The sequence below is a fragment of the Spiroplasma endosymbiont of Colias croceus genome (assembly GCF_964020095.1).
GTDB lineage: Bacteria > Bacillota_I > Bacilli_A > Mycoplasmatales > VBWQ01 > Spiroplasma_E.
Genome location: NZ_OZ026536.1, coordinates 857,753 through 875,506, shown reverse-complemented (window position 1 = coordinate 875,506; position 17,754 = coordinate 857,753). Strand labels below are relative to the sequence as shown.

Here is a 17,754-nt window from a genome sequence, read left to right as displayed (position 1 = left end):
AAAAATTTAATTTTTAATAGATAGGTTTTGCAAGAAGTCTATTATCTAATATTTATATTTTCTTCATTTAAAAATTAATGAATTTCCAACAACAGTTATATCAGAAAGAGCCATCGCAATTGCAGCCAACGGTGGAATAATAAATCCGGCAGCAGCTAATGGAATAATGATAATATTATAACTAAATGCTCAAATAAAATTCATTCAAATATTATTTTTAGTTTTTTTAGTTAAAACAATAGCCTTATAAACAATACTAATATCATTATCAAGAATAGTAATATCACCAATTTTTTTAGCAATATCACTACCAGATCCCATTGCAATTGCTAAATCAGATTGTTCTAAGGCAATAACATCATTAATACCATCACCAACAAACGCTACTTTTTTCCCTTTTGCTTGTAAATCAGCAACAATTTGTGATTTACCTTGTGGTGTAACATTAGCAAAGTATGTTTCTATCCCAATGCGATTAGCAATAGCAAGTGTTTGTGATTCATTATCACCACTAATTAAAATAACCTCAATTCCCTGTTTTTTAACTTTTTCAATTGTTAATAATGCATTTGTTTGTAATTCATCTTCTAAAATAAAAATATTAGTAACAACTTTATTAATTGCCAATGCCAATACTTTCTGGCTAGGAGTAACTGTTTCAAAATCAAATGTTTTTAGAAATGGACTAAATGGCATTTTTGCTTTTTGTAAATTTTCAAGTGATGAAATTTGTAATTCTTCAGTTTGATATTTTGCTTTAATACCAAAACCAATTTGTTCTTTAACTTCGGTAATTGTCAATGATTGTCCAACATTATTAGTATTAGCATATAAAGAAAAAGCTAAAGCCAAAGGATGTGTTGAATGTTTTTCCATAGCAATTGCCTTATTAACATGTTTTTCTTGACCATAAATTTTAGTAATAACCAAATTACCAGTAGTTAATGTTCCTGTTTTATCAAAACAAATGGTATCAATCTTAGTAATTTTTTCAAAAGCACTAGCCTTATTATAAATGATTCCTATTTTTGCTGCTTTATTAATTCCAACAGCAACTGCTAATGGTGTTGCAATCCCTAATGCACAAGGACAAGCAATTATTAAAGTTGCAATTGCAATTTCTAATGATTCTTGCACACCATTACCTACTGCAAAATAACGAATAAGAAAAACTAAAATGGCAATTAAAATAACAGTTGGTGTAAATCACCCAGAAATTTTATCAGCCAATTTTTGTAATTTTGGTTTCTGAGATTGTGCATCTTCAACTGCCTTAATAATACTTGCTAATACTGTGTCTTTACCAATTTTAGTTGCTTTCATCCTAAAAGTATCACCAACATTATTAGTTCCACCAATTAAATTTTGGTTAACTTGTTTCGTAATAACTTGCGATTCACCAGTTAAAATTGATTCATTAATAAATGCTTCTTCACTAATTAATTGACCATCAGTAGGAATATTTTCACCTTTTCGAATAATTAAAATATCATTTAATTGTACATCTTCAATATTAATAAAAGTTTCTGTTTTGGTATTATAATCATATTTTAAGATTGATTTTGGTTTTAATGACATTAAACTTTCTAAGCCACTAGTAGCCCTTTTCTGTGCAACAGCACTAATTAAATCACCAAGTAAAACAATCATAATAATTGAAGCACTAACTTCAAAATATAAGTGTTCGATTTTATTAATTATCATTAAATAAATAGAAAAAATAAATGCCGTTGTTGTTCCTAGTGCTACTAAAGTATGCATACCAGGTCATTTTTGTTTAATTAATTCTCGATAAATACCAATATAAAATTTACGACCAAAATAAAATTGAATTGGAAGTGCTAGTGCAAGTTGGACATAAGGATTACGTAAACTATCAAAAAATGAAGTATTAGGTATCATAATTAATAATAATGGTAGTAACAATATTCAACCAATAAGAAGTTCAATTAAATCACGTAATTTAACATTATGTTGATGATTATGATGTTGTTCTGACATATGAGATTGATGTTGTTCACTACTATGACTATGACTACTATGATGACTATGACTACTATGATCATCTGTAATATCTTTCATATCAACTTGGTGACTCGTTTTTATATCTTTAATCTCAGTTTCAAACTTACAAATTTCATATCCTAAATGATGCATTGCTTTTTTAATTTTTTTTCATTTCAAAACTTAGGATCATAACTAAATTGTGCTTTTTTAGTAGCAAAATTGATACTAACAGTAATACCATCTTCTTTGGTAAAATGTCTTTCGATGACACTAGCACAAGAGGTACATGAAACATCTGACAGTACTGCTCTACTAATAACAAAATTATCATTTATATCACTTGTATTATTCATATTAACTTCATCTCCTCAAATTTTAATATTTTAATCTTTTTTATTATTTTTTAACACACAATATATACAAAAATAAATTATACACATTTTAATGTTAAAAAATATTAAAAAAACTAAATACCCAATAACATGATTGGCGATTTATTACCTTAAAAAGTAATTAAAAAGTAATATATTTATATTATAACATAGACTATCTTAAATCTAAAAATTAATTATAAACTGGCCATTTTCTTTGATTCTATTTTTACTTCAATTTGTGAATCTATATTATTTATAGCAGTTTTTTTATCTGCAAACTTATCATTGTCAACTTCAATTTGTCTTCTTTGTTTTTCATCAAATTTTTTTGCTGCATCTATGCCAAAAGTAATAGCACCACCAACAGCACCAATACCAGCACCAACAGGAATACAAACAGGTAATATTACAGCATTGACAATCCCACCAACAGCACCAGCACTAGCAGCAGTTATCATATCAGTTTCTAATTGTTCTTCAGAACGGTCACTAACAACACTAACACCACCCGCAACAGTAGCATTAACTAAAGCGCTCATTTGAGCAATAGGATTAATATATAAGCCACCACCAGCAGCACCAGTAGCAACACCTTTAGTCACTTTTATAATTTTTGCGGTTGTTCGATGTTTTGTTTTAAACTCTTTTCATTTTGTAGGTTTTTGTTCTACATTTTCTTCTGATTTTGCTTCAAAATTTTGTAAAATTTCATTTTTTATAGGCATTTCTTTTAATCTTCCTTTCAAATAAAAACTCATTTATTTTTATCAAAATAATGAGTTAAAAACTTATATTAAATTTAATTATTATTATATTCTATACTGAATATTGATATTTTTAATAATTACAAACTATCATATACAATTTATAAATATACTGGTTTATAATCAATATAAATAAATAGATAAGAATATATACATATTAAACAACTTTTATCTTTTTTTATAGCAACAAATATTATACTATTAAGTTTCTACTTCAACTTCATCAGTATTAACATCATCTGCTAATTTACTAATTACTAAATCAATTCCTTGTTTACTAATACTAGAAAATAAAATAATAGGAGTATTAGTGCTAAGTTTTAAAGTTGATAATATTAATTTTTTATTTTTTACTAATTGACTATTTTTAACTTTATCAACTTTAGTAGCAATTAAATGAATTTTTAAATGATAATGTTGTAAATATTCCAACATATCAATATCATCTTTACTGGGTGCATGTCTTAAATCTAATAATAAAAAAACTGCTTTTAAATTTTTTCGTGACTGAAAATATTCATCCATCATTGTCGCAAATTGGATTTTTTTTTCATTTGATACTTTAGCAAAACCATAGCCAGGAACATCAACAAAGCGACAAATATTATTATTAATTGTAAAAAAATTTAGCATTTGTGTTTTACCAGGTGTTTGTGAAACTCTAGCTAACTTACCATTATTACAAATTGTATTTAAAAATGTTGATTTACCAACATTACTGCGACCAACAAAACAAAATTCAGGAATTTCATCCTGCGGCCATTGTTCTTCTTTAATAGCACTAGTTAAAAATTGTGCTTGCTTAATTCGTTCCATTTTTTACCTCTTATTCAAAAATATATTATAGTCAATAGTTAAAATTTAAACTAATTATTATTTATTATTTTAATTTTTATTAATATTAATAAAATTAGTAAAATGAATATTATCTAATGGTCATATACCAAAACCAAAAAATAATGCAGCAAAAATGATACCACCAACAATAATACAAATAGCAAGTCATTTTATAATTTTAAATAATAACATAAAACTAATAATAGCAATAGCTATTATAATAATACCAACTATTACAAATGTATTCATGTTTACCTCCTATTATTTTAATTATTAAAGTAACACGTAACATTAATTAATAATAACATAAAATAAATTTGAATATTTTATAGTAATCATCTTTTTTCTAAAATTATATAAATTAAAAAAAGTTATCTTTTTAAAGAGAAACATGTTAAAATGTCAAAGGATAAAGGAGAGTGATATCATGACTGACAGCGATTCCATTTATAATAATAAAAATAATACTAATTTAAAAATTAGTAATTTTAAAAGTGTACTTTTAAATAAAGATTCAGTCAAATATTCTCCTAGTATTTTTACTAAAAAAATATTTTTTTAGCGTGTTAATAAATTTCTAAATCCTTATTTAAAAGTCTTAAAATAAGAAAAATAACGAGGTAAAGAAATTATGAAGATTTTTTTAAACAAAATTTATTTTAAATTACAATTTAGTTTTAAAAAACCATTAGTTTACACAAATGGTGATTATATTAAACAAATTGCACAATTTAACCAAAAACAATTACTAAAAAATTTAGATTTACATAATTTTGGTCTTAAAACAGACCAAATTGAAATAAGAAGAAAAAAATATGGTATTAATACTTTAAAAAATACAAAATTTAATTAAATTTTAGAATTTTTAAAAGCATATTTTGGACCATTCAATATAATTTTAGCAATTATTACTATCTATAATTTATTCTCATATTTTACAACAAATGATACTTCAATTTATTCATTGGTTGCCGCTATTATTGTTGGAACTATGATTTTATTAAGCGGAACCCTAATTTACATTCAATCAATACGAGCTTTTTTTATTACTAAACATTTAACAATTTTGGTCAAAAATACAACTACTGTTATTCGTAATATAAACATTAATCAAATTACTAAAGAAAACTCAATTAAAATAATTAAACAAGCACAAGAAATAAATGTTAATGAATTGTTACCTGGTGATTTAATTTATTTATCAGCAGGTGATTTAATTCCTGCTGATTTAAAAATTTTATTAAGCAACGATTTATTTATTAATCAATCATCATTAACAGGAGAATCACTACCTACTGAAAAACACGCTATTAACGAGCCTGCATATCAAAACTTATTTGATTTACAAAATATTTGTTTTATGGGAACAAGTGTTGTTTCTGGAAGTGCAATTGCTATTGTTATAGCAACAGCTACTAACACTTACTTCGCTACTATTGCTGATACAATAAATAAACAACGTCCATTAAGCAGTTTTTCCAAAGGAATTAAACGCGTTACTTTAATGTTAATTTGCTTTATGCTAGTAATGGTACCCATTGTGTTAATTATCAATGGCCTTTTAAAAAACGATTGACCTGCAGCATTTATTTTTTCAATTTCGGTTGCTGTTGGTTTGACTCCTGAAATGCTACCAATGATTGTTACCTCTAATCTAGCACGAGGTGCTAGTAAAATGAGTAAACAAAAAGTAGTTGTTAAACAACTAGCTGCTATTCAAAATTTAGGTGCAATTGATATTTTATGTACTAGACATATTCCGTAATTAAATTTTTTAAAAGTCAATTAATAATTTTAAAATTTATTTTATAATTTTGTTATTAACAATAAATTTAGAAAAGTGTTGATAAAAATGATTTTTGAAAATTTAAAAAAATTAAAAAATGAAGAATTTTATAGATATTTTGGTATAAAACGTTTTCATTTTAATGAAATGTTAGAAAAATTAATTGAAATAGAAAAATTAGAAAAAAATAAAGGTCGAAAAAATAAACTTTCAGTAGAAGAAAGATTAATGATGACTTTATTATACTGAAAAGAATATTATACTTTTTTTCAAATGAGTATTAAATCTAAAATGAGCCCATCAAGTTGTTTTCGAAATATTACTTGAGTAGAAAATAAACTTAGTAACCACAAAGATTACCAATTTTTAAAAGAAAGATATAAATTAAAAATTGATAAAAAACAAGAAAATTCAAATGAATTTCAATTTTATTTAATTGATTCAACTGAGATTGAAATTGAAAGACCAACTAAAAAAAACTACAGTTAGAATATTTTTCTGGTAAAAGTTGAATGTATTCTATAAAATTTCAAATTGTATATGATTTTTTTAATAAAAAAATTGTTGATATTTTTGCTGATAATGGTAAAGTGCATGATTTTCAAATATTAAAAAATTCAAATCTTGAATTTTCAGAAAAAACAATAATTATTGGTGATTTAGGATATCAAGGTATACAAAATATTTATAAAAATACAATAATACCAATTAAAAGAACTAAAAATAAAAAATTAACTAAACAAGAAAGAAAATACAATAAGATTGTATCTAAAATTAGAATTAAAGTTGAACATGTCTTTGCTTGATTGAAAAGATTCAAAATTTTAGTAAATAAATGTAGAAAATCTAAATTTAGACTTATGTACTTAAGATTTAACTTACTTTGTGAAATTTTTAATAAAATAAAACCATTAAAATAAAAAAAATATTAAAAATATTTTTTTAAAATTTAAATTTTTATCGAGTTAATATAAAAATATTATTAACAATTTTTTGTTTAAAATGTAAACTCATTTTTTAAACTATTTTTTCAAAAAATATTTATTTCTATATTCAATAACACTAAATAGTTTTAAAACAATTTTATTGACAATTAATTAAATTTAATTACGGAATATGTCCACTGATAAAACAGGAACTTTAACTAATGATAATATTGAAGTAGTCAACCATATAACATTGGACAATAAAACAAATAACTATTTAATTAAGTTTATTTATTTAAATAGTTATTTTCAAACAGGAATAAAAAATCCAATGGATAATTCAATACTTGAATTTGGAGAAAAAAATAAATTAAAAAATATAAGTAATTATTATCAAAAAATTGATGAAATTCCTTTTGATTTTAATCGTCGTAAATTAACAGTTGTTTTAGAAGATAAATTAAATAATAAAAAATTAATTTGTAAAGGTGCAATTGAAGAAGTTATTAATACATGTAATCGTATAGTTTATCAAGATAAAGTAATACCATTAAATTCTGATTTAATGAAAATGATTAATAAAAAAATAACAAAATTAAATGAACAAGGATTACGTGTCTTAGGTGTCTCATATGAAGATACAAATCTTACTAATAATAAATATAATGAAACAAACGAAAAAAATTTAATTTTTCTTGGTTTTGTAACTTTTCTTGATACACCAAAACCTACAGCAACAAAAATGATCAAATTGCTAAAAACACATGGTGTTGATCTTAAAATATTAACTGGTGATAATGAATTAGTAACAAGAGCAATTTGTAATCGTGTTAATCTAGAAATTAAAGGATTAATTTCTGGTGAACAATTAACTGGCCTAACTGAATATGAATTAAAAAGAATTGTTGAAAATAATAATATTTTTGTTAAACTAAACCCATTACAAAAGGCAAAGATTATTCAAACTTTAAAAAGTAATGATCACGTCGTTGGTTTCATGGGTGATGGTATTAATGATGCTTTAGTATTAAGAAATGCTGATGTTGGAATTTCTGTTGATAATGCTACTAATATTGCAAAAGAAGCATCAGATATCATTTTATTAGAAAAATCATTATTAGTTTTAGAAAAAGGGATTATTGAAGGTCGTCGCATTTTTGGTAATATTTTAAAATATATTAAAATTACGATTGCTTCTAACTTTGGTAATGTCTTTAGTGTGCTAGTAGCATCAGCATGATTTGCTTTTGCACCAATGTCACCAGTACAATTATTATTTCAAAATTTATTATATGATATTTCACAATTTACTATTGCCTTTGATCGTGTTGATCCATCATTTTTATTAAAACCACAACGCTGAAATCCAAAAGGAATGTTACCATTTGCTTTTATTAATGGACCTATAAGTAGCATTTTTGATATCTCTACTTTTGCAATTTTAGGATTTGGATTTGGTGTCTTTGCTAATACTTCTGCAGAAAATATTAATATGTTCAACTCAGGATGATTTATTGAAGGTTTATTAACGCAAACATTAATAGTACAAATGTTTAGAACTGAAAAAATTCCTTTTATTCAAAGTCGTGGTACTTGACCAGTAAATATAATGGCAATTGTTATTTGTACCATTGGATTAAGTTTACCTTATACTTACATTGGTCATCAAATGAATATGGTAGGACCACCGCCAGTCTATATTCCAATTGTTTTAGGAATAATCATGACTTATTGTGTGCTAAGTCAATTAATAAAAATGGGATATATTAAAGTATTTAAAAAAATATTATAACAGCTAATTAATCTTAAAGTTTGCAATTTTAAATAGCAATTATCTATATTTACTATAGAAATAAATCTTATGCTATAATTTTTTCAAACTTAATATAAGTTTTTACCTATTTATTTTAGTTTTAAAATAAATAGGTTTTTTAATTTGATAGGAGAAAAAAATGTCTAATTTAAAAGAAATATCTAAATTAAATACAACTATAAATATTAATAAAAATGAAAAATTAATTAAAGCCGCTAAACATGATGATTTAGAATTAACCCAAACTTTATTAAAAAATAACGCTGATGTTAATTATGTAGATGAACATCGTAATAGTCCATTAACAATAGCTGCTGAACATGGTAATTTAAAAATTGTTCAAACTTTATTAAAAAATAACGATAATATTAACCATATAAATGATTTTGGTGATGATGCTTTAAGAATGGCTGCTAAAAATGGACACACAGAAGTAGTTAACACTTTATTAGCAACAAATAGTAAGATTATTAATCACAAAAATTGAATTAGTAATACTGCTCTAATATCAGCAGCACAAAATGGGCATGTAAATACAATTAAAACTTTATTAAAAAATGGTGCTTATATTAATGATACAAATATATTTGGTGATACTGCTCTAATATGAGCTACTGAAAACGGACACACAGAAACAGTTAAAGTTTTAATAACAAAAGATAATGACGTTAATAATCATGTAAACAACCTTGGTGACTCTGCTTTAATAATAGCCGCCAGAAAAGGTTATTTGGAAATAGTTAAAATTTTACTAGCATATGGTGCTAACATTAATAATGTAGATAAAAACAAAAATAGTGCTTTAATATGAGCAGCCAAAGAAGTACACCTAGATGTAGTTAACACTTTAATAAAAAATAAAATTGACCTTAATCATACAAATGACTTTAATGATAGTGCTCTAATATGAGCAGCTGAAAATGGTTATACAAAAATTGTTAACACTTTACTAGAACATGGTGCTAATATTAATCATAAAGATACAAATGATGATACTGCTCTAATATGTGCCGCCAGAAACGGACACACAGAAATAGTTAACATACTATTAACTAATAATGCTAATGTTTATGATAAAGATATAAATGGCGATACTGCTCTAATATGTGCCGCCAGAAACGGACACACAAAAATAGTTGATACTTTATTAACAAAAAATAGTGATATTATTAATTATATAAATGACTTTGGTGATACTGCTTTAACAATATCCACCGAAAATCGACACATAGCAATAATTAATAATTTATTAAAAAATAATGTTGATGTTAATTATATAGACAAAAATAAAAACACGTTTTTAATATTATCTATTGAAAACGGACACACAAAAATAGTTATCAATTTCCTAAAAACAAAAAATGTTGATATTAATCACATAGATGGTAATGGTGATAGTGCTTTAATAATAGCAACCAGAAACGGATACACAGAAATAGTTGATACTTAAATTAAAATAAACTCTGATGTAATTCTACATAGAACTAAATTTAATAATACTGCTTTAATAATAGCTGCTAAAAATGGACACTTAGATATAGTTAAAATTTTAATAAAAAATGATATTAACATTAATCATGAAAATAATATTGGTGAAAATGCCTTAATATGAGCTTCCAGAAACGGACACACAAAAATAGTTGATACTTTATTAACAAAAAATAGTGATATTATTAATCATATAACTAAATTTGGTAATAATGCTCTAATATGAGCTGCCAAAGAAGGACACCTAGATGTAGTTAACACTTTAATAAAAAATGGAATTGACCTTAATCATATTAATTACTTTGGTGATAATGCTCTAATATGAGCTGCCAAAGAAGGACACCTAGATGTAGTTAACACTTTAATAAAAAATGGTGTAGATATTAGTCATTTAGATGCTAATGGTGATAGTGCTTTAACATGAGCTACTAGAAATGGACATTTAGAAATACAAAAAATAATTAATGAATCAAATTCTTGAAAAGAACAAATAAATTCTACAGATTTACAAAATCATCTTTTACCAAATAAATGTGATAAATCAAATTCTTTAAAAATATAATTTTTAAAAATAGAAATATAAAAATTAAAAAATAATAATATTTTTTTGTATTTTTTCATGATAAAATTCTAAATAACACAAAAATAAATTTAAAAGAAAAAGGAACAAAACTATGAATAAAAAAGAGGCTTTTATGTAATCTGTCTATCTTTGTTTTACAAAGTACTAGTTTAGATTAATTCTATCTTCAAATTTTATCATAAAATGAGCAATTGCTGTATTTCAATTTTGAATGGGCATTGTTCATTTTTTTGTTATATTTTCAATTGCTAAATAAAATATTTTAAAAACTGCCATATCATTAGGAAAAACTTTTTTATTTCTGATAACTTTTCGTAATTGACTATTTACAGATTCAATAGCATTTGTTGTATAAATCACTCTTTTGATTTCTGTAGGATAACTAATAAAAACCATTAAATTATCTCAATTTTTATATCAAGATTTAGCAATTTGAGGATATTGTTTATTTCACTTATTTTCAAAGGATTCTAAAGCCTGCATTGCTTGTTCTTCACTACATGCAGTATAAATTGGTTTTAAATCTGCAACTAGAAATTTTCTATGCTTATATGAGACATATTTCAAACTATTTCTAATTTGATGAACTATGCATAATTGATGTTCTGTTTTAAGATAAACTGATTGTATTGCTTCTGACATGCCTGTTAAATTATCACTGCAGGCAATAAAGAATGGGCGCATCACATTAACCCTTAGATTCATAATTGGATAACAAAGAACGATATAACTATCGTTCTTTTTTTGTTAAAAGATTAAAACTTAATACCCTGTCGGAAGAAAAATAAATTACTGTTGGTTATAGACCTATTCTTCTATCAGTATAAAAGGATTCTAATGTTAAGCAAATTAGAAAGTAACAGTATATCGCTTAATGTAATTATAGATTAATTTGAATAGCCTTATAATGGCTCAGTAAAGAACCCATTAATCTAATTAATAATTACATTTGTATTATTTAAAAAAATAGGGGGTTTTATATATAAATACATACCTCATTAACAATATCATAACACAATAAATAAAATAAAGGAGAAAAATAAATATGGCATACGTTTATTTAATAAAATATCAAGTTAATTATACAGATGAAACAAAATATAAAGTTTTTTCTACATTTAAAGATGCTAATAATTTTCATAGAAATTATAAACATCATTTATTAGAAAATGCTTTTATTACACATTATGAAATATTAGTAATGGAATTAGATATGGAATATACAAATCAAAAACTTAATTAATGAAAGGAAAAATATTTATGGAATATAGAGAATATAGAATGGTTGGTTCTTGTGATAAATGTAGAAAACAATCTTCTTTTGGTAATAGATTATGTAATAAATGTTTTTGAATATTAATAGGTAGAAAGGAAAGTTATAAATATGAAAATTAATGGTAAAGAATATGATGGTTTTAAATTTGTTAATAGTTTTTATAGAGATAGATAGGACATATTCCGTAATTAAATTTAATTAATTGTCAATAAAATTGTTTTAAAACTATTTAGTGTTATTGAATATAGAAATAAATATTTTTTGAAAAAATAGTTTAAAAAATGAGTTTACATTTTAAACAAAAAATTGTTAATAATATTTTTATATTAACTCGATAAAAATTTAAATTTTAAAAAAATATTTTTAATATTTTTTTTATTTTAATGGTTTTATTTTATTAAAAATTTCACAAAGTAAGTTAAATCTTAAGTACATAAGTCTAAATTTAGATTTTCTACATTTATTTACTAAAATTTTGAATTTTTTCAATCAAGCAAAGACATGTTCAACTTTAATTCTAATTTTAGATACAATCTTATTGTATTTTCTTTCTTGTTTAGTTAATTTTTTATTTTTAGTTCTTTTAATTGGTATTATTGTATTTTTATAAATATTTTGTATACCTTGATATCCTAAATCACCAATAATTATTGTTTTTTCTGAAAATTCAAGATTTGAATTTTTTAATATTTGAAAATCATGCACTTTACCATTATCAGCAAAAATATCAACAATTTTTTTATTAAAAAAATCATATACAATTTGAAATTTTATAGAATACATTCAACTTTTACCAGAAAAATATTCTAACTGTAGTTTTTTTAGTTGGTCTTTCAATTTCAATCTCAGTTGAATCAATTAAATAAAATTGAAATTCATTTGAATTTTCTTGTTTTTTATCAATTTTTAATTTATCTCTTTCTTTTAAAAATTGGTAATCTTTGTGGTTACTAAGTTTATTTTCTACTCAAGTAATATTTCGAAAACAACTTGATGGGCTCATTTTAGATTTAATACTCATTTGAAAAAAAGTATAATATTCTTTTCAGTATAATAAAGTCATCATTAATCTTTCTTCTACTGAAAGTTTATTTTTTCGACCTTTATTTTTTTCTAATTTTTCTATTTCAATTAATTTTTCTAACATTTCATTAAAATGAAAACGTTTTATACCAAAATATCTATAAAATTCTTCATTTTTTAATTTTTTTAAATTTTCAAAAATCATTTTTATCAACACTTTTCTAAATTTATTGTTAATAACAAAATTATAAAATAAATTTTAAAATTATTAATTGACTTTTAAAAAATTTAATTACGGAATATGTCTATATAAAGAATGTAAAGAAAAAAATATCTCAGATGATTTAATAAATTATGGAATGTTAAAATTATTAGAACATATTATTAAAGAAAAAAAAGATATTGATTATGCATTAAAAATTATTGAAGGATGATATGCTTTTTTAGAAGCAAAATGTGATGAATATGCCTAAATTAATATTTAAAAAAGAAACACATCAATATTTTTTAGAAGATAAAGAATTAATTTCAGTTTCTAGAATTATTGATAATTATTTAGGTTTTGGATATAGTCATATCTCAGCAGAAGTATTAAAAAATGCTTCAGTTCGTGGTAAATGAGTTCATAAACTTAATGAATTATATTTACAATGGAATGGCAACACTTTTTAGGACTATTTTTTGGTAAACATTTGTTGTTGATATTTAACTGGAGTTAAGTAGTTTAAAGTCCTGTGAATTCTTATATTGTTATATCAATTGATGTAATCAAATAATTCTAATTTTAATTGGATTAATGATGTAAAATTTTTATCATTAATAAATTCGGTTTTAAAAGTTTTAAAAGTTGCTTCAGCAACAGCATTATCATAAGGACAACCTTTTTTACTTAAAGAACGGTTAATGTTGAATGCTAGTAAAAGTTTATCAATAATTTTATTGTTAAATTCATTACCGCGATCACTATGAAATATTTGAATATCTTTTAAACAGCGATTTGATTGCATAAATGCTTGATGTACTAATGATGCATCTTTTTTAACTCCAACACTATGTCCGATAATTTCGCGGTTAAATAGGTCTATTAATAGGCAAATATAGTTTCACCTACCATTAACTTGTACATAAGTTAAATCACTAACAATAACTTCATTTTTAATCCTATTCTTAAATTTTCTATTAACAAGATTAGTTATTTGACTATCGTTAACTTTGTTATTATGATTTTTGAATGATAATTTAGTATATTTTGATATTAAATTATATTCATTCATAATTTTTTTAATTTTTCTGCGCGATAAATAAATTTCTTGGTTTTCTAGAATTTTTTTTAATCTTCTAGTCCATAAACTTCTTTATTTTCTTTAAAAGCACTAATAACAGCTTCATCATAAATATTATTTTTGATTTTATTTTCTTTTTTCTTTAAATTAAAATAATATGTTGATTTAGATATTTTTAAAAAACGACACATTGTGCGAATTTTATATTTAGCTTTATTTTTGACAATAATTTCTATTTTCTGCCTATTATTAGTGCTGCTTGCTTTAAAATATCATTTTCCATTCGTAATTGCTTTAATTCTTTTCTTAATTTAATTAATTCATTTTCTTCAAAAGAACGATTATCTTTAGTTTTAAAACTTCCTGAATTACTAAATTGCTTAATTCAATTGTAAGTAGCTGCTCTTGTAACATTATATTCTTTAGCAAGGCAAGATACTGATTTGCCACTTTGATATAAAGCTACTATTTGTTTTTTAAATTCATCGGTATATGAGTTAATATTGGCCATAATTATAGTTCCTTTCTTTTAACAAATTTGTTTACTTGTCTACGTAATTAGTGTCCAATAAATTGTAACCCATCCAAAAATTTTAGGAATTATGAATGTTGGTCATAGTATTCCTACTTGCTTAGAAGCAATTATTTTTATTGCTTTAATTCAAGTAGCATGACCAACACTAGTTTCATTAATTTCTGCTGCAACATTAGGTGCCTATTTAGGCGCCATTATCGCAAATAAAATTAAACTTAGTTGATCACAATTATTTATTGGTGTTCTATTATTTATTGTTTCAATTATCATGCTTTTAGGTCAAAAACAAATTGGAATTATGCCAACAGCGGGTAATAATAATAGTCTTGATATTTGATGAAAATATTTGGTTGGTATTAGTATATTCTTTATCCTTGGTGCTTTCATGGCATTAGGCATTGGTATTTATGCTCCAGCAATGGCAACTACTTATTTATTAGGTCTTAACGCTGAATGTGCTTTTCCAATTATGATGGGATCTGCAGCTTTTTTAATGCCAGTTGCTGGTACACGTTTTATTAAAGATAAAAACTATGAAATTAAACCAGCAATTGCTTTCACACTAGGTGGATCAATTGGTGTTATTTGTGCTTACTTAAGTGTATTTTTATTATTACAAAATGGTCTTGGCTTAAATAAAGAACAATTTATTAATATCATACTATGATTAATTATCGTAATAATTTGATATACATCTTCTTCACTAATAATTACATCAGTAAAAAATTTACGTAATTATAAAAAACAAAAATCACATCAGAAATTAATTATTGACTCTTAAACATAATAAAAGGTTGTTAACTAACAACCTTTTATTATTACTACTTAAATTTTATTATTGCTAAAATCATCAATTCCTTTTTTAATAATATTAAATACTTGCTTTGATAATACATCAGTAGATAATTTAATAAATTCACTTGGTTCAATTGCCTTATGAAAAATAAGATGAATATCTTTTTTGCCCTTATATTTTCGATCAAAAATTTGATAAGAATTAATAATAGTAACAGGAATAATTGGTACATAAGATTGATATGCCATATTAAAAGCACCTGCTTTAAATTCTTGCATTTCTTGTTGATGACTTCTTGTTCCTTCTGGAAAAATCATCATTGTACGCGGAATTCTAATTAATTCCTTTGCTTCTTGAAAAGTCGTAATGGCTGTGCGTGGATTATTACGATCAATAAATAAAACATCAATTAAAAAAATAAATCTTCGTGCCAAATGTCTTTTTTTTAATTCTTCTTTTGCAATAAAACCTAAAGGTGCATATAAACTATAATCATTTACCAATAATACTAATAATGGATCAAAATTTGATTGATGATTGGCAACCATTACACAACCTTTTCTTTTTGGTCAATTTTCAATGTTATGAACGGTTAATTTAATATTATATAATCATTTAATATAACGCACACGTTTTTTCAATCAAATATATCGTTTTGCTTCAGAAACTAAACTTGGGTCTTTTAATACCTTTCTTGTCATTGAACCTGATTTACTATAAGTTTGTAATAAATAAGGTCAAGTTAAAATTGCTTTTCAAATGTTCATTATTATTTTTTTTCCTTTCTTTGATACACATTCGCTACAAATTCTGCAAATTCTGTTGTTTTGATTAATTTAAAATCAGAAAAATTACTAACAGGAAATAAAAGATCACCATTATATAAATTTTTAATGACTGAAACATATAAATAATCAGCATAATCTCATGCCTGCTTATAAATTTCAGCACCACCAATAATACAAATATCTCTTTTTTTATTACCTTGATATTGTTTTAAATATGAAATAATATCATTTGTGAAAGTAATATTATTATCATTTAGAAATTGTTGATAACGTTCTTGATGATTAGTAACAACTATATTGTAACGATTTTTTAGTGGTTTGCCAATACTTTCAAAAGTTTTTGAACCCATTAATACATTTTTATTTAAAGTAATGCTCTGAAAATATTGCATTTCTTCTTTAATTTTTCAGGGCAATTTATTATTAAAACCAATTACCTTTTCTTTGGTCATTGCTCAAACTAAAATTACCATTATACTGCAACCTGACCTCTAATCAACGGATATGGATCATATTGTTCTAATTTAAAATCTTCAAATTTAAAATTAAATAAATTAGTAATATTTTTATTAATAACTAAAATTGGCAATGATTTTGGTTTTCTACTTAATTGTTCATTAATTTGTGAAAAATGATTACTATAAATATGAGCATCACCTAAAGTATGAATAAATTCTCCTAGCTGATAGCCACATATTTGTGCTAACATTATTGTTAATAATGCATAAGAAGCAATATTAAAAGGAACTCCTAAAAAAATATCTGCACTACGTTGATATAATTGACAAGATAATTTTTTATCATCAGAAACGTAAAATTGAATTAAAGTATGACATGGTGGTAGTGCCATATTTTTAATTTCTGCAGGATTTCATGCTGATAAAATGTGTCTTCGTGAAAAAGGATTGTTTTTTAAATTTTCTATTAACTCCTGCAATTGATCAACACCATTAAAATTACGTCATTGTCTACCATAAACAGGTCCTAAATCACCAAATTCAAGAGCAAATTGATGATCAGTTTTAATTTTTTCAACAAATTCTTCTAAAGTTTCATTTTGATATTTTTTACTTTCCATAAATTTCTTATAAGGTCACTCATTTCAAATTCTAACATTATTTTTAACTAAATATTCAATATTAGTATCACCAGCAATAAATCATAATAACTCATGAACAATAGAAGCAAAATGAACTTTTTTTGTAGTTAATATGGGAAAACCTTTTTGTAAATCAAAACGCATTTGATAACCAAAAGTAGAAACAGTACCAGTGCCTGTTCTATCAGCTTTTTTATATCCTTTTTCTAAAACATATTGACATAAATCTAAATATTGTTTCATAATCATTACCTCTTTCATAAATCAAATTAAATCAATTATATTTTAACAAAAAATATTTTTTTATCTAAGTTTTAATTTTAGTTCCTTACTATATCTTGTCATAAAAAGAGTCTCCTTACTAAGTTAAAACATT

22 protein-coding genes and 2 pseudogenes are annotated in these 17,754 nt (G+C 23.9%); 12 read left to right on the top strand and 12 right to left on the bottom strand.

Features of this window, described 5'->3' with window-relative positions; genetic code table 4:
* Positions 1-45: 45 nt before the first annotated feature.
* The 5 genes from AACL24_RS05405 to AACL24_RS05385 all read right to left on the bottom strand — a co-directional run bounded on the left by AACL24_RS05405 (position 46) and on the right by AACL24_RS05385 (position 4,231).
* Positions 46-2,184 (bottom strand): cation-translocating P-type ATPase, encoded by a 2,139-nt coding sequence (locus AACL24_RS05405; protein ID WP_339049127.1) that lies wholly within the window; start codon positions 2,182-2,184, stop codon positions 46-48.
* Positions 2,145-2,360 (bottom strand): cation transporter, encoded by a 216-nt coding sequence (locus AACL24_RS05400; RefSeq protein WP_252320823.1) that lies wholly within the window; start codon positions 2,358-2,360, stop codon positions 2,145-2,147. Before AACL24_RS05400 ends, AACL24_RS05405 begins: the two co-directional genes overlap by 40 nt.
* Positions 2,361-2,575: 215 nt before the next feature.
* Positions 2,576-3,106 (bottom strand): hypothetical protein, encoded by a 531-nt coding sequence (locus tag AACL24_RS05395; RefSeq protein WP_339049126.1) that lies wholly within the window; start codon positions 3,104-3,106, stop codon positions 2,576-2,578.
* A gap of 240 nt (positions 3,107-3,346) precedes the next feature.
* The gene (gene yihA, locus AACL24_RS05390; protein WP_338986744.1) at positions 3,347-3,961 is read right to left on the bottom strand and encodes a ribosome biogenesis GTP-binding protein YihA/YsxC; all 615 of its coding nucleotides are present in this window, start codon (positions 3,959-3,961) and stop codon (positions 3,347-3,349) included.
* A 69-nt stretch (positions 3,962-4,030) separates the two neighbouring features.
* Positions 4,031-4,231, bottom strand: coding sequence for a hypothetical protein (locus AACL24_RS05385; protein WP_339049125.1), 201 nt, complete (start codon positions 4,229-4,231; stop codon positions 4,031-4,033).
* Between the two features lie 382 nt (positions 4,232-4,613).
* Here AACL24_RS05385 and AACL24_RS05380 point away from each other — a divergent pair, with 382 nt between their 5' ends.
* The 7 genes from AACL24_RS05380 (at position 4,614) to AACL24_RS15515 (ending at position 10,557) form a co-directional block, all read left to right on the top strand.
* On the top strand, positions 4,614-4,835 hold the full coding sequence (locus AACL24_RS05380; RefSeq protein ID WP_339049124.1) for a cation-transporting P-type ATPase: 222 nt from the start codon (positions 4,614-4,616) through the stop codon (positions 4,833-4,835).
* Positions 4,836-5,048: 213 nt separating this feature from the next.
* Positions 5,049-5,747, top strand: a complete 699-nt coding sequence (locus AACL24_RS05375) for an HAD-IC family P-type ATPase (RefSeq protein ID WP_339049123.1) — start codon at positions 5,049-5,051, stop codon at positions 5,745-5,747.
* 87 nt (positions 5,748-5,834) lie between these two features.
* Positions 5,835-6,257, top strand: a complete 423-nt coding sequence (locus tag AACL24_RS05370) for a transposase family protein (protein ID WP_339045912.1) — start codon at positions 5,835-5,837, stop codon at positions 6,255-6,257.
* A gap of 23 nt (positions 6,258-6,280) precedes the next feature.
* Entirely contained in the window at positions 6,281-6,688 is a 408-nt protein-coding gene (locus tag AACL24_RS05365; protein ID WP_339045908.1) for a transposase family protein, read from the top strand.
* Positions 6,689-6,884: 196 nt separating this feature from the next.
* On the top strand, positions 6,885-8,486 hold the full coding sequence (mgtA, locus tag AACL24_RS05360; protein WP_339049122.1) for a magnesium-translocating P-type ATPase: 1,602 nt from the start codon (positions 6,885-6,887) through the stop codon (positions 8,484-8,486).
* Between the two features lie 160 nt (positions 8,487-8,646).
* On the top strand, positions 8,647-9,957 hold the full coding sequence (locus AACL24_RS05355; RefSeq protein WP_339049121.1) for an ankyrin repeat domain-containing protein: 1,311 nt from the start codon (positions 8,647-8,649) through the stop codon (positions 9,955-9,957).
* Entirely contained in the window at positions 9,958-10,557 is a 600-nt protein-coding gene (locus tag AACL24_RS15515) for an ankyrin repeat domain-containing protein (RefSeq protein ID WP_422398083.1), read from the top strand.
* Between the two features lie 165 nt (positions 10,558-10,722).
* Here the strand turns inward: AACL24_RS15515 and AACL24_RS05345 are convergent.
* A pseudogene (locus tag AACL24_RS05345) lies at positions 10,723-11,250 on the bottom strand (IS256 family transposase); the annotation flags it as partial.
* A 373-nt stretch (positions 11,251-11,623) separates the two neighbouring features.
* On the opposite strand from AACL24_RS05345, the gene AACL24_RS05340 reads away from it, so the two are divergent.
* Together AACL24_RS05340 and AACL24_RS05335 are read left to right on the top strand one after the other, a co-directional pair.
* On the top strand, positions 11,624-11,821 hold the full coding sequence (locus AACL24_RS05340; RefSeq protein ID WP_252320513.1) for a hypothetical protein: 198 nt from the start codon (positions 11,624-11,626) through the stop codon (positions 11,819-11,821).
* Between the two features lie 17 nt (positions 11,822-11,838).
* Positions 11,839-11,973: a hypothetical protein gene (locus AACL24_RS05335; RefSeq protein WP_339048030.1), complete on the top strand. Its 135-nt coding sequence runs from the start codon at positions 11,839-11,841 to the stop codon at positions 11,971-11,973.
* A 256-nt stretch (positions 11,974-12,229) separates the two neighbouring features.
* Here AACL24_RS05335 and AACL24_RS05330 read toward each other — a convergent pair whose 3' ends face one another.
* A complete protein-coding gene (locus AACL24_RS05330) occupies positions 12,230-12,637 on the bottom strand; it encodes a transposase family protein (protein ID WP_339049118.1) in 408 nt (135 codons plus the stop codon).
* 7 nt (positions 12,638-12,644) lie between these two features.
* Entirely contained in the window at positions 12,645-13,082 is a 438-nt protein-coding gene (locus AACL24_RS05325) for a transposase family protein (protein ID WP_339049117.1), read from the bottom strand.
* 67 nt (positions 13,083-13,149) lie between these two features.
* Here AACL24_RS05325 and AACL24_RS05320 point away from each other — a divergent pair, with 67 nt between their 5' ends.
* The gene (locus AACL24_RS05320; RefSeq protein ID WP_339049116.1) at positions 13,150-13,350 is read left to right on the top strand and encodes a hypothetical protein; all 201 of its coding nucleotides are present in this window, start codon (positions 13,150-13,152) and stop codon (positions 13,348-13,350) included.
* Entirely contained in the window at positions 13,343-13,549 is a 207-nt protein-coding gene (locus AACL24_RS05315) for a hypothetical protein (protein WP_339049115.1), read from the top strand. The genes AACL24_RS05320 and AACL24_RS05315 overlap by 8 nt, the downstream gene beginning before the upstream one ends.
* Before the next feature lie 2 nt (positions 13,550-13,551).
* Here the strand turns inward: AACL24_RS05315 and AACL24_RS05310 are convergent.
* Positions 13,552-14,671 (bottom strand): annotated as a pseudogene (locus tag AACL24_RS05310) (IS3 family transposase).
* A gap of 91 nt (positions 14,672-14,762) precedes the next feature.
* Between AACL24_RS05310 and AACL24_RS05305 the strand changes: the two are divergent.
* On the top strand, positions 14,763-15,476 hold the full coding sequence (locus tag AACL24_RS05305) for a sulfite exporter TauE/SafE family protein (protein WP_339049114.1): 714 nt from the start codon (positions 14,763-14,765) through the stop codon (positions 15,474-15,476).
* 44 nt (positions 15,477-15,520) lie between these two features.
* On the opposite strand, the gene AACL24_RS05300 is transcribed toward AACL24_RS05305, so the two are convergent.
* From AACL24_RS05300 to thyA, 3 genes are read right to left on the bottom strand one after another with little or no spacing between them, the layout of a single operon-like run.
* Entirely contained in the window at positions 15,521-16,258 is a 738-nt protein-coding gene (locus tag AACL24_RS05300) for a lysophospholipid acyltransferase family protein (protein WP_339049113.1), read from the bottom strand.
* A gap of 2 nt (positions 16,259-16,260) precedes the next feature.
* Positions 16,261-16,752 (bottom strand): dihydrofolate reductase, encoded by a 492-nt coding sequence (locus tag AACL24_RS05295; RefSeq protein ID WP_252320865.1) that lies wholly within the window; start codon positions 16,750-16,752, stop codon positions 16,261-16,263.
* Complete coding sequence (gene thyA, locus AACL24_RS05290; protein ID WP_252320867.1) at positions 16,752-17,621, bottom strand: thymidylate synthase; 870 nt, start codon at positions 17,619-17,621, stop codon at positions 16,752-16,754. Before thyA ends, AACL24_RS05295 begins: the two co-directional genes overlap by 1 nt.
* Positions 17,622-17,754 lie beyond the last annotated feature (133 nt).